The sequence below is a fragment of the Lysinibacillus sphaericus OT4b.31 genome (genome assembly GCF_000392615.1).
GTDB classification, from domain to species: domain Bacteria; phylum Bacillota; class Bacilli; order Bacillales_A; family Planococcaceae; genus Lysinibacillus; species Lysinibacillus sphaericus_B.
Window position 1 is genome coordinate 3,252,504 of record NZ_KB933398.1, and the last position, 13,563, is coordinate 3,266,066.

Annotated in this window: 11 protein-coding genes and 1 other annotated feature; of the genes, 2 read left to right on the forward strand and 9 right to left on the reverse strand. The window is 40.4% G+C overall.

Annotated elements, in window-relative coordinates; all coding sequences use genetic code 11:
• Positions 1-142 precede the first annotated feature (142 nt).
• Positions 143-1,402 carry an MFS transporter gene (locus H131_RS14970; RefSeq protein ID WP_010860018.1) on the reverse strand — a complete coding sequence of 420 codons (1,260 nt, stop codon included), beginning with the start codon at positions 1,400-1,402 and terminating at the stop codon, positions 143-145.
• 281 nt (positions 1,403-1,683) lie between these two features.
• Between H131_RS14970 and H131_RS14975 the strand changes: the two genes are divergently transcribed.
• Positions 1,684-2,139, forward strand: coding sequence for a MarR family winged helix-turn-helix transcriptional regulator (locus H131_RS14975; RefSeq protein ID WP_010860019.1), 456 nt, complete (start codon positions 1,684-1,686; stop codon positions 2,137-2,139).
• Positions 2,140-2,200: 61 nt separating this feature from the next.
• On the opposite strand, the gene H131_RS14980 is transcribed toward H131_RS14975, so the two are convergent.
• The 8 genes from H131_RS14980 to H131_RS15015 all read right to left on the reverse strand — a co-directional run bounded on the left by H131_RS14980 (position 2,201) and on the right by H131_RS15015 (position 11,081).
• A complete protein-coding gene (locus tag H131_RS14980) occupies positions 2,201-2,713 on the reverse strand; it encodes an adenine phosphoribosyltransferase (protein ID WP_010860020.1) in 513 nt (170 codons plus the stop codon).
• A gap of 34 nt (positions 2,714-2,747) precedes the next feature.
• Positions 2,748-5,066, reverse strand: a complete 2,319-nt coding sequence (recJ, locus tag H131_RS14985) for a single-stranded-DNA-specific exonuclease RecJ (RefSeq protein ID WP_010860021.1) — start codon at positions 5,064-5,066, stop codon at positions 2,748-2,750.
• Positions 5,067-5,278: 212 nt separating this feature from the next.
• Positions 5,279-6,070 (reverse strand): tryptophan synthase subunit alpha, encoded by a 792-nt coding sequence (trpA, locus tag H131_RS14990; RefSeq protein WP_010860022.1) that lies wholly within the window; start codon positions 6,068-6,070, stop codon positions 5,279-5,281.
• Positions 6,067-7,278 carry a tryptophan synthase subunit beta gene (gene trpB / locus H131_RS14995; protein ID WP_010860023.1) on the reverse strand — a complete coding sequence of 404 codons (1,212 nt, stop codon included), beginning with the start codon at positions 7,276-7,278 and terminating at the stop codon, positions 6,067-6,069. Before trpB ends, trpA begins: the two co-directional genes overlap by 4 nt.
• Complete coding sequence (locus tag H131_RS15000) at positions 7,275-7,892, reverse strand: phosphoribosylanthranilate isomerase (protein ID WP_010860024.1); 618 nt, start codon at positions 7,890-7,892, stop codon at positions 7,275-7,277. The genes trpB and H131_RS15000 overlap by 4 nt, the downstream gene beginning before the upstream one ends.
• Complete coding sequence (trpC, locus tag H131_RS15005) at positions 7,889-8,680, reverse strand: indole-3-glycerol phosphate synthase TrpC (RefSeq protein WP_010860025.1); 792 nt, start codon at positions 8,678-8,680, stop codon at positions 7,889-7,891. The genes H131_RS15000 and trpC overlap by 4 nt, the downstream gene beginning before the upstream one ends.
• On the reverse strand, positions 8,677-9,708 hold the full coding sequence (trpD, locus tag H131_RS15010; RefSeq protein WP_010860026.1) for an anthranilate phosphoribosyltransferase: 1,032 nt from the start codon (positions 9,706-9,708) through the stop codon (positions 8,677-8,679). Before trpD ends, trpC begins: the two co-directional genes overlap by 4 nt.
• On the reverse strand, positions 9,708-11,081 hold the full coding sequence (locus H131_RS15015; protein WP_010860027.1) for a chorismate-binding protein: 1,374 nt from the start codon (positions 11,079-11,081) through the stop codon (positions 9,708-9,710). Before H131_RS15015 ends, trpD begins: the two co-directional genes overlap by 1 nt.
• 95 nt (positions 11,082-11,176) lie before the next feature.
• Positions 11,177-11,500, reverse strand: a binding site (T-box leader).
• 321 nt (positions 11,501-11,821) lie between these two features.
• Between H131_RS15015 and H131_RS15020 the strand changes: the two genes are divergently transcribed.
• Positions 11,822-13,510 (forward strand): methyl-accepting chemotaxis protein, encoded by a 1,689-nt coding sequence (locus H131_RS15020; RefSeq protein WP_010860028.1) that lies wholly within the window; start codon positions 11,822-11,824, stop codon positions 13,508-13,510.
• Positions 13,511-13,563: the final 53 nt, after the last annotated feature.

Consider the following 13,563-nt stretch of genomic DNA (forward strand, 5'->3'; position numbering starts at 1 on the left):
TTGTTATATTTGTTTATATTATAAACTTTTGTTTAATTTAAGTCAAAAGTTTTCTTTGCATAAAGCAAAAACACCCGTAAAATTTAGATTCGATCTAACTTTTACGGGTCAGTTTAATTCGCTTATTCTGTTAAACTTTCATTTACACTAAATTCACAGTATTTGGTTGTTGTTTTTTAACAACTATTACAAATAGACTTGCTAAAACACAGAAAACGCCTGCTAAGAAAAATGCCCATGTGTAAGAATCGAAATATTTATAGATAAGGCCGCCGCCATATGCAGCTACCGCAGCACCCGCCTGATGAGATGCAAAAATCCAACCGTAAATAATTCCACTTTTATTCGTACCAAAAATCTGCCTTGAAATACTGATTGTTGGTGGGACTGTAGCAATCCAATCTAATCCATAAAATACTGTAAAAATAACGAGCAAGGTAAATGAACCTTGTACTAATGCATAAGGTAGCAAAACGAGAGAAGCTCCTCTTAAAAGATAATACCAAAATAATAACCATCGATTATCGAAACGGTCAGATAGCCACCCTGATAAAGTTGTGCCAACGAGATTAAAGATTCCCATAAAAGAAAGAAACGAAGCAGCTGTCACTAAAGGAACGCCGAAACTAATACAGTATGAAACAAAATGAGTACCAATTAAACCACTAGTTGAAAGCCCACAGATAAAGAAGCTACCGGCCAATAACCAAAATTCTTTCACTTTCACTGCGCGAAAAAGGCCGTTGAAAGCAATAATAATAGGATTATTCTTTTGCGCTACATCGTTAACTTTTAACTCCTTTTCACGCCCATAAGGAAGAATGCCCACATCCTTTGGTTTGTTTTTCATAAATAATAAAATAATGATAAACATGATGGCACTTAGAACCATAATTAATGCAATCGCCCATCGCCAGGAATAATTCTCTATAATCATCGCCAAAATGGGTAACAAAATTAACTGGCCTGTCGCTGTACTTGCTGTTAAAATTCCGACGGCAAGCCCTCTTCTTTTTTCAAACCAATTATTAGCCACATATGGACTTAGAACTGTTAAAAAAAGGCTTGCACCTAGACCGATGATAAAGCCCCAAATAATGGTTAACTGCCATGCTTGATTCATGAAAAGAGTAAGCATAATACCTATTATTAATGTCGCCATCGCGGCTAACATCATTTTCTTTAAGCCAATTACTTCAAGCAACGCTGCCATAAAAGGACCTGATATGCCATATAAAAAAAGACTGATTGCAAAAGCCATTGCAATCATTGAACGATCCCAGCCAAATTCTTTTTCGAATGGGCCTATAAAAACGCCTGATGATGACAAAGTGATACCAGCTACAATTATTGAGAAAAATGTAATGACAAGGATAAACCAACTATAGTGAATACGTTTCATAACTCCACCTACCTTTCTCCAAAGTATCTTAAAACAATGATTTTCTAAGTTACATTATTAAAATCCCATCCTTTTCTCAGCATTATTTTCCACATCACTAAAATACATGTATATACATATATTTGTTCAAAAAAATATAGAATATCCATTTCTTTAAATTATATGTATCTACATATATAATGATATGAATAGCGTTTTCTACTGTCAAGAAATAAATTTATGTTCAACGATGAAACAAATTGAGTTTTCCTTAACTTGAAATAACGCAAAAGGAGTTTTTTATGGATAAAGAATACACTAACATAGACTATACACAGATTTGTGTATGTGCGAACCTTAGAAAAAAGACAAGAGTCGTTACACAAATATATGACAAATTGCTCCAACCTACCAATTTAAAAATCACCCAATATTCTATGTTGGCCAATATCGATCATCAGAAAGCTGTTTCAATAAGCAAATTAGGGGAGATTTTGTTACTTGATCAAACTACAGTTACGCGTAATGTCAATCTACTGAAACAAAGTGGCTATGTTGCTATTACTAGAGATCAACAAGATGCTAGAACAAAAATCCTTTCGCTTACCGATGCAGGCATTGAAAAATTACATGAAGCTGCGCCTATTTGGCGTGAAATTCAGGAAAGAATTATCAATGATATTGGCCTAGAGAAATATAAGGACTTCTATGAAACGCTTAGACACATTCAAAAAATAATTAAATCCTACAATTACTAATACGTAGAAAAAAACGACTGTCTATAAGTTTTTCACTTATGTAGACAGCCGTTTCATTATATTAGTATTGAATCAATGTTTTCATATTTAGATCGCCCAGTTTTGCACGACCGTTTAGTTCAGTCAGTTCGATTAAAAATGCACAGCCAACAACTACACCACCCAATTCTTCAATTAAACGAACAGTTGCTTCCACTGTACCACCCGTTGCAAGTAAATCATCACAGATTAACACTTTTTGGCCTGGCTTAATAGCATCTTTGTGCATCGTTAATGTATCCTTACCATACTCAAGGCCATAGTCTGCACTGACCACCTCACGAGGTAATTTTCCTGGTTTACGAACAGGGGCAAAGCCAATTTCAAGTGCATAAGCAACTGGGCAACCAATGATGAAGCCACGCGCTTCAGGACCTACGATAATTTCCGCGCCCATCTCTTGTGCGTAAGACACTATTTGATCTGTCGCATATTTGTATGCTGGTCCATTATCCATAATTGTTGTAATATCCTTGAAGCTGATGCCTTCTTTAGGCCAGTTCTCAACTGTTGTCACATATTGCTTTAAATCCATTTAGATGTTCCTCCTACGAAACTTTTTTCGTATATTAATGTATTCGTTCATCAAACCATTGCTTTAACTCTATATAAGGTGCATAGACAAGCTTTTGCTCCATATCAATCTGTTCTGAACGTTGTTTGTAAGACGGTGCCTCCGTAAGCGCTGTTTTTGGTGCATTCACGTGGACAGTCGTCAGTCCACTGTCCATTTTAACAAAATCAAGCTCAAAAAACACCTGTGTCATAAATTTTAATGCATCTAACGGCCAGCCTGTATGCTTTGCTAAATCTGGCAAATGCATATTCAACGGGAATGCTGGGCGGTTTTTCAAAAATTTATAATACCAAGCAAATTGCTCACGCGTAGGCATACCGTTGAAATACTGGGAATCCGGCATATAAAAATGTGCATAAATGCGAGAAGGCGCTGTTTTTTGTAAAACATTTTCTAACAATTGAACATTTTGTGGCAAATCAAGTAACACAATATAATTTGTTTGCGCTATATTTGAAAGTGCTGCATCAACAAACACAATTGGTACACCAAGAAGTGATTGATAATAGGTACCCGTTTCAGGACGGAACGCTAAAAAAGTTGCTTCCTCTTTCGGTACTGTATTTAACCAACGCGAAGTTTGACGAATGCCACGAATATCAAATAATTGCCACTCTGTCGTCTGTACGTCCTCAATCATAAACTGTGGCTTTTTACGGCCTTGCCACTCATTAATTTGCAAATCCCCAATGAAGGATACTTTAATTCCATGCGTCAGTTCATCGTGTAGATGTCCTTTATTAAAGCCGACACTATCCAATGTTTCATAGCCATCAGTTAATTCCATTTTAATATGATTTTCAGCTGCACCAATTTTACGCATTGTCGCTATTTCAACATCTTCTAGCACATAGACAGGTTTCGGAAAATCCGTGCCAAACGGTCCAAGATTGGCAATTTCCTCAATAGCGTCTGCTGAAATTTCATCAAGCTTTAGTGGAATATCTATATTGAGGACTGGTGTCAATTGCTCCTCTGTTAAACAAGCTCTTGCCTGGGCGTCTAACCTTGCTCGTAATTCATCGACATGCTCAATTGGCAAGGTCATACCTGCCGCCATCGGGTGCCCACCAAAATGCGGTAAAATATCTCGATTGTTGGCCAGTTCATTAAACAAATGGAACCCTTCGATACTACGTGCCGAACCTTTCGCTGTACCTTTATCAAAGTCTAGTGATAGAACAATAGTCGGACGATAATATAGCTCAACAAGACGAGATGCTACAATCCCGACAACACCCGCATTCCAGCCTTCTCCAGCAACAACTAATACCAGTGATTCTCTAATTTTTTCGTCCGCTTCAATTAATGCTACAGCTTCATCTGTAATACTTTTCACAATATCTTTGCGCTCACTATTACAAGCATTCAGTTGTTTCGCTAATGAAATGGCCTTTGTACTATCCTCTGCCATTAGAAGCTCAACACCTGGGGCTGCTTCTCCTAAACGGCCAACTGCATTTAAGCGCGGACCAAAGTAAAAACCAATTGTTTCTTCATTGATTTTGGATTGTTCAGCACTTGCTACCTCACACATTGCCTGTATCCATGGGCTTAGTGAACGGCGCATTTCTTCAATACCACGCTTGACTAGATAACGGTTTTCATCGACTAATGGCACTAAATCCGCCACTGTACCAATCGCCACAAACTCAAATAAATGCGTTGGTAGCTCCCCGTATAAAGCATGCGCCAATTTAAATGCCACACCCACGCCTGCTAGTTCACCAAATGGATAGTGTCCCTCTGGCACCCGCGGATGTAAAATAACATCCGCAGGTGGTAGTTCCTCACCAGGTTCATGGTGATCTGTCACAATGACATCCATACCAAGCTCTTTCGCCACACGAATGGGCTCAAGACCTGAGATACCGTTGTCTACAGTAATAATTAATTGCACGCCCTCTGCATGTGCCTCACGAAATAATGCTTCATTCGGGCCATAGCCGTGCAAGAAACGGTTTGGAATTTTAAACGATACATCTGCACCAAGATCTAATAACACATTAAACATCACCGTCGTACTTGTGATACCATCTGCATCATAATCACCATATATTAATATTTTTTCTCCGTTCTCAAGTGCATGTTCGATACGTGCCACTGCTTCTGCCATACCATGCATTAAAAACGGGTCATGAATATTTATGTCTGTCATATTTAGTAAACTCTCTGCTGCAGCAGGCGTTTCGCAGCCACGTGCCGCTAAAATTTTTGCCGCAATCGCAGAAATTTGCAAGTCATTTTGTAATGCTTGTACCAGTTGTGCGTCTGGACGCTCTACTAGCCATCTCTTTTTTGATAGAATCATTTTTTCACTTCCTCACGAAGGTTATTATACCGAAAATCAAGCAGGGACGCTATCTGCTAGTTTCTATGGAAGTTATTAGTCAGTCTGAGTGTGCTATCCGTCACTTTTGCAATTCTATCCGTCAGTTCGAGTGTGCTATCCGTCACTTTTCTAGTTCTATCCGTCAGTTCGAGCGCGCTATCCGTCTACAGCATAAAAAAAGCCTACTCTAATTAAAGAGTAGACTTCTCTCGCATATTTTTAGAGGCAGCGACCAGTGCTTCAACTTTGGCAAAATCGCTTTCATGTAATGCCGCAACAATCGCACTACCTACGATCACCCCGTCACCTAGTTCACCCATGCTCACCACTTGTTCAGGTGTGGATATCCCAAAACCTGCTAACACCGGAATATGGCTCGATTCACGTAATCGTGCAAAATGTCCTGCTAATTCATTAGCAAAACTTGTACGTGCTCCTGTAATACCATTTACCGTAACAGCATAGACAAAACCTTGGCTTGCTGTGACGATACGTGCAATTCGCTCAGGCGGGCTAGTTAATGATACGAGCTGTACAATATCCACGCCATGTGGATTCAACTTTTCGCGTAAAATTGCACTTTCCTCTAATGGTACGTCAGGTACAATTAAACCCTTAACGCCAGCTGCAACACAAGCCTCCGCAAATGATTCTAATCCATAAGCCAATACAGGGTTAAAATACGTCATCACCACTAACGGGACTGTTATCTCTTCACGAAATGAGGCAAGTGTTTCGAACACTTTGCGCAATGTCACCCCATGCGCTAAAGCGCGCTCACCTGCCTGTTCAATTGTAGGTCCATCTGCTACAGGGTCAGTAAATGGAATGCCCACTTCAATCGCAGTGACTCCCATTTGTTGTAGCTTCAAGATAGTTGGTTTTACGGTTGTAAGTCCTCCATCGCCTGCCATGATATACGGCACAAATGCCTTATTGCCTGCTATCTTTGCTCGTTCAATTGCCTGCTGTAATGTTGTCATGATACCTCACCTCCAAGTACTGCGTGTACTGTATGAACATCCTTATCACCGCGACCAGATAAACACACAACAATGATGTCGTCCGCACTCATCGTTTTGGCAAGCTTTGCTGTATATGCAATCGCATGAGAACTTTCTAATGCGGGTAAAATGCCTTCCGTCCGGCTTAATAATAGCAAACCTTCAAGCGCCTCACTATCTGTTATCGAATCAAATTTTGCTCGACCAATATCATGTAAATAACAATGCTCTGGCCCCTTCCCTGGATAATCAAGACCAGCTGAAATAGAATGCGCTTCCTGAACAAAGCCATTTTCGTCCTGCAGCAAATACATGTAAGCACCATGTAATACCCCTAGCTGTCGACCTGCAATGGCGGCTGCATGCTTGCCAGTGTCAATTCCATTACCTGCCGCCTCGACACCATACAAAGCAACTTTTTCATCATCTACAAATGGGTGGAACATCCCAATGGCGTTACTCCCTCCCCCAATACAAGCAACAACGGCATCAGGTAAACGCCCTTCTTTTTCTAACATCTGCGCACGTGTTTCCACACCAATAACGCGCTGAAAATCCCGCACAATCTTCGGAAATGGATGCGGTCCCAAAGCTGAACCTAAAATATAATGTGTATCCTCGACATTCGTTACCCAATAGCGCAAGGCCGCATTGACTGCGTCTTTCAATGTTTTTGAACCAGTTTCAACAGATTCGACTTTTGTACCGAGCAGCTCCATCCGGAAAACATTTAATTGCTGGCGTTTTATATCCTCGGCTCCCATAAAGACAACGCACTCGAGATTTAATAATGCACAAGCCGTCGCAGTGGCTACACCATGCTGGCCTGCTCCTGTTTCAGCTACAATTTTCTTTTTCCCCATACGTTTTGCTAGTAACGCTTGCCCGATAGCATTGTTAATTTTATGGGCACCTGTATGGTTTAAATCTTCACGTTTTAAGTATATTTTTGCACCGCCAAGTTCTTTCGTTAAATTTTCAGCAAAGTACAGTGGCGTTTCACGACCTACATATTCTTTTAAATAATATGCTAGCTCATCTGTAAACGCTTTGTCCGCCATTGCTTCTTCATACGCCATTTCTAGTTCCAACAGTGCTGTCATCAATGTCTCTGGAACATACTGCCCACCAAATTTTCCATAACGCCCTTCCTTTGTCGGCACGCTATTTGCAATCGATTTCGTCATTTTACGCTCTCCTTCTTTGCTACCTGTAAAAAGGCCGTTATTTTCGCTCTATCCTTGACACCATCTGTCTCGACGCCACTTGAAACATCCACCATTGACGGCAACACAAGTGACACTGCCTCCTCAATATTTTCTAACTTCAAGCCACCTGCAAGAATCAGTTTTTCATGAGGAATGCCTACCGTTTTAAGTAGCGCCCAGTCAAATGTATGGCCACTGCCTCCTTTAAAATCCGTGCCCGGTGCATCGAACAAATAATAATCGACATCATAACGTGTAACTTTTTGTACATCTTCAGCACAACGAACGGATAGCGCCTTAATAGCAGGATACCCTTGCTGACGAATAAACTCAGGTGTTTCCTCCCCATGATATTGCACATAATCTAATGGCACTTCTTGCACTGCCGCCTGTAGTTCCTGTGAGGTTGGATTGACAAAAACACCAATTTTCAAGACCCCTTCCGGCACATGCTTTGCTAATTCCTGTGCCTGCTCAATTGACACCCGACGCTTACTCGGTGCAAATACAAAGCCAATTGCATCTGCTCCTGCCCGCACAGCCGCTTGCACATGCTGCACTTCTTTCAGCCCACAAATTTTCACTTTCGTCATACAGATGCACCCGCTTTCCTTACTTGTAAACTCTGTAGTGCAGATCCTGCATTACCACTGCGCATTAACGACTCACCCACAAGAACACCACTAGCCCCCATCGCCGCCACTGCCTGCGCATCGTCTGTCGTCCAAATACCACTTTCACTAATGAGCACGCGCTCTTCTCCAAATGGAAAGGCTTCGGCAATTTCACGTGTACGCTCTAGACTCACTTCAAATGACCGTAAATCGCGATTATTGACGCCAATTAATCTAGCACCGACAGCGATAGCTCGTTCAAGCTCCCCGATATCATGTACCTCTACTAATATTTCTAACCCTAAGCTTGTGGCATAGCTATATAGATCACATAAAAGTTCATCTTCTAAAGCTGCCACAATCAGTAAAATAATTGATGCACCTGAGGCTTTGGCAAATCGAATTTGTACACGATCAATCATGAAGTCTTTACAAAGTATGGGTATGTCGACTGATGCTGCTACGGTTGCCAAATCATTAAACGAGCCTTTGAAAAACTCTTTATCTGTTAATACAGAGATTGCTGCTGCCCCAGCCTCTGCATAAATTTTTGCCTGTTTGACCGGGTCTGCTCCTTCGGCAATTAAGCCCTTCGAAGGCGATGCACGCTTCATCTCAGCAATAACTTGCAATGTTGCCGATTCTCGTAATGTATCAAACAATGATCTACGTTTTTTTTCGGTGAAATTTGCTAATGGATCTGGCAGTTCAAGTAAAGCCCCAACTTCTAATTTTTTTTGTTCAAGAATTTTGTGTAAAATATTCATTGCCCTACCTCCACTTCTTTAATTTGCTCACTATAGGCAACGACCGCCTCTAATTTTTGTAATGCGCGTCCGCTAAATATACTTTCCTTCGCCATGTCGACACCTTCTTTAACGGTTAGAGCACTACCATAGCTGAACAATCCGATACCAACGTTTAACAAAACCGTATCAAAGTAAGCACTTTGTTCACCAGCTAGTAATTTACGCATAATAGCAGCATTGTCGTCTGCATTTCCTCCGCGAATTGCTTCTAATGGCGCATAATTTAGTCCTGCATCCTCAGCCGTTAATGCAAACGGAATTAAATCTCCCTTATCCACTAAAACAAAGGTGTTTTGCCCGGCCAAAGATGCCTCGTCTAATCCTTGTGGACCGGAAACCACCATTGCTCGTTCACGACCTAGCATTTGCAAAACGGAAGCATACTCCATCACAAAATTTGGTCGATTAATGCCCGTAAATTGTGTGGATAACGTCACTGGATTTGTTAACGGACCAACAAGATTAAAAATGGTTGGTTTGCCAAGGGCACGACGCACTTCACCGATACGTTTTAATTTTGGATGCACATTTGGCGCATATAAAAATGCAATGCCTTCTTTTTCTAAGAGCGCTATCGTTTGGTCGACAGAAATATTTGTATGAATTCCAAGAGCCTCCAAAACATCAGCGCTACCCGATGCAGATGAAATTTTACGATTGCCATGCTTTGCCATCTTGACACCTGCACCAGCTAATACAAATGCAGATGCAGTACTAATGTTAAATGTATTTAAGCCATCACCACCGGTACCGCAATTATCCATATAAATAGCAGATTTTGCTGGCACATCTAGTGCGAACGACCGCATGACTGTTGCTAGTGCAGCCACTTCGTGTGCCGTTTCACCTTTTGCTAACAAGTCCGTTAAAAAATTGGCCATTTCATCCTTTGATGTGTCATCCTGAAACATCCATTTTGCTGCATCTAACATTTCCTCAAACATTAAATGTTCACATTGCCGTACTTTTTCACGTATTTTTTCCATTAATTTGCGCCTCCTTCTTTTGCAAGTAGGTGTGAAACTAATTCCCCTGCCTCTTCCACTTTGCGGCGTATTTCTTTTACATTGCTATATTTTGTAACCGTTGCCGTCGTTTGCATATGCATGATTTCGTTTTCTACGACGATAGATTGCCCTGTTAGCGCAAAATCTAGATATCCATTAAACCCGATAAATCCTAGCGCACCACCGAAAATACCAGCTGGTTGAGTCGTGATCTTTAACTGATTTTGTACCTGTTCCTTTGGTATACCTGTAGAAACGAATGGTGGTAAAGTTGCAGCTAATACATCTAAAGCATGGAGCATCGGTAAAATTTGACCCTCGACACGTGAAGTCATATGCAAATCTTGCTTTGAACACTCAATTCTCATGGCATCAATCACCTGAATGGAATCGCGCAAACAAACAGATCGAAGCGCTTGTTGCATCGCAGTAACGACTACAGCATGTGATTTCCTCACCTCCACGTTTTCATATAACATCCGTTCATTTTCTAAGTCCTCTACTTTTGTATACCCCCGTGAATATGTCCCTTCACTAGGTGTTGTAATTACACGTTCCCCCTTCACTCGAATTAGACTTTCTGGTGATGTTCCCAAAACAATATGGTCATCAAACGTTACATAATACATATAGGGGGCAGGATTTTTTTTACGCAGTAGACGATATAGCGCAAAAGCGTCCCCTTCTAAAGTTGCTAAAAATTGTTTCGATAGTACAACACGTGCATGCTCTTTATCTAAAGTATCTTTGATCTTTGTTAAAGACATTTCAACGTGTTCACTCGATGTTGAATCCCGTATTTGATAGCTACAAATTGTATCCTCACACTCTCTACCTTTTAACAGTTGCTCAGCTAATTCTTCAAGATTGGGCTCTTTTTTCTCTGCATCAATATTTGTATGAATCAATGTCACTTCGTCTGTTACATGGTCAAAAACAATAATCGTTTCATATACATGAAAATGCACATCAGGGAGCTGCATTTTTTCTTGGCCGGCTGCTAATATTGTCGTTGCACCATGACCAACATAGCCAACTGCCCCACCTGAAAATGGGAATTGTGTTGTAGTGGAAATGCGCGGCATTAAGCGCTTTAATAATACGAATAGGTCTCCCTTATGCGTATAGCTTTTCTCTGTTTTATAGGAGAATTCTTGTATTTCATCGCCTACTCCTTTATACGTTTTCCGCGGGTTGGCTCCGATGAACGAGAAACGTCCTGTACTCTCATGCTGTGCGGAACTTTCAAGCAAAAATTTGTGCGTACCTTGTAACCGTCTAAAAATTAAAATAGGTGTGAGTGAATCACCGTTAATCGTTTTCATCTTTGTTCTTGAACTCGTTGTTTGCATATCGACTAAGCTCCTTTATTCAAAAAAATTCGTACTAGCGGCTTAAAAGCCCCTAAAAACAAAAAAAGCCCTCTGCAAAAAGGATTTTCCTAATTGCAGAGGACGATCATGACCGCGTTGCCACCTCATATTAGAGCTATATGCTCTCACTTGTGTGCTCCATCAAAAACTGCCTCAGCGAAATTGTACCCGTCATTTTTCCGTACAATAGTTCAATCTGCGACTGTCACTTTATTCAACGGCTATTTAGTAAACCGCAAAAATAAAGTCAAAGCACACCCGATAACGTGGGAATCCGTTCGCTATTATAAATAGCGACTCTCATAAGTCCATTCACATAAGCTACAAATCAGTTTCCACCACCCACTGACTCTCTTATATTGCACACCTATGCTACTACTCTTATTCAACAATTTCTCAGCTATTCTCGTCTACACTCGGCTCATCTGTTCTAAGGCTGATCTCGCTCCCGAGACCTTCTACCTTGTATCGAACGAAAAGTTAGCCTTATTCTATGCCAATCCATAACAATTGTCAATTAATTCTGATGAGAATAGGCTATCGCCATGTAAAATGTGAAATGTGATGACAGGGGGAATAAATACCTCCACTATGTCCTAAGAAAGTCGGTTAAATATCTTATTATTGAATAATTTCCATGTATTGACCTTATAAAAATATCAAGTTATAGTAATTTTAGAACATAGATTCTCTAATAAACATAGAAAGCAGGAACGTATATGTCCGTTCGCAAAAAGTTAAATATTGGTTTTAGCGCCCTCACAGTATTATTATTAATCTCCAGTATCATTGCATTTATTCAATTTAAAGCGGTTGAGAGCGACCTTGTTGAGGTGCTTGATCATCGAATTGTACAAATTCAACTAACTGAAGAAATTCAACAAGAACTTGCTTCTCACGGTTTGTTTTTACGTTCATATGTATTAAATAATGAAGATGCTACTACCCAAAAAAACTTACAGCGTTATGAAACCCTTTTACCAGAGACGATTCAACAACTCTCAGACATTGTTCGTTCTGATTACACAACAACTATCATGCAGCAAATAAATGCGTTAAATAAGGATCTATTAACAAGTTCTACTAAGGCTGTACAAGCATTTAACGATGGTGATACTGAATTAGCCTTATCTTACATAAATGGTGACGTCACAAAATTTAACAAGGAAATTTACACGCTTACAAATGATTTAATCAACTATCATGATGAACAGCTGCAACAAGTTAAACATACAGCTAAACAAACCGTCACACGTGCGATTATTATTTCTATTGCATTACTTATTTTAAGTGCAATTGTTGGTTTATATTTTATGTACTTTGTGAAAAATTCAATCGTTCAACCGTTGCGTAAAGCGATTGACGCAGCACATACATTAGCGCAGGGTGATTTAACAATTGCACAGCTCAAGCATCGTTCAAATGACGAGATTGGCACTCTGGCATCTGCGGTAAATACACTAAAGCAAAATTTATCTGTGTTGATTAAAAAAGTACAGGATAACGCTTCTCATTTATCGGCTGCTTCTGAAGAACTTTCAGCAAGCACTGAAGAAGTGACAGCAACTTCAGTAGATATTGCGCAGCGTGTGCAAGAAACTACTACACATTTAGCTTCTTCTGCGAGTACTTCCAAGGAAAGTGCTGTGGCAATGGAAGAAACAGCTGGTAGTGTACAACGTATTGCTGAGGCTACACAAAATTTACATCATGATGCCATGAAAATGACGCAAACTGCCAATGATGGTGGTCATACGATAACAACAGCGAAAGAGCAAATGGAGACCATTTCTGTCTCAACTTTACGTATTGCCAAATTAACACAGAAGTTAAGCAAGCAATCCGAAGAAATCGGACAAATAACAAAGGTAATTACAGCAATTACAGAACAAACGAATTTACTAGCACTGAATGCAGCAATTGAAGCCGCACGAGCAGGTGAGCATGGCAAAGGCTTCGCAGTTGTAGCCAATGAGGTACGTAAGCTTGCCGAAGAGTCCAATCAATCTGCTGGGCAAATCGTTGCCCTTACTACTGAAATTCAAGTAGATACACGTAATGTAGCAACTGCGGTTGATGAAGGCTTATCATCTGTACAAGATGGTGTCACAATGATTCACGAAGCTGGAGATGCCTTCAACTCCATTGCCTCTTCCGTTCAGGCATTTACTGATCAAATTGAAGACATTTCTGCAACTACCGAACAAATTTCTGCAAGTGCGGAAGAGGTAGCTGCTTCAGTAACAGAGATCGCTAGTGGTGCTGGCATTTCTGCTAACAATTCACAAATGATAGTAGAGGCTGTAGATGAACAAGCAGCTACGATGCAACAAGTAAATGTAGTGGCTGAGGAATTAAGCAACAATGCACAGCAACTACAATCCTTACTGCAACAATTTAAAATATAGCAAAAGGCGACCACAGAGAATACTTCGTTTGTGGTCGCCTTTTGTTTTTTTGT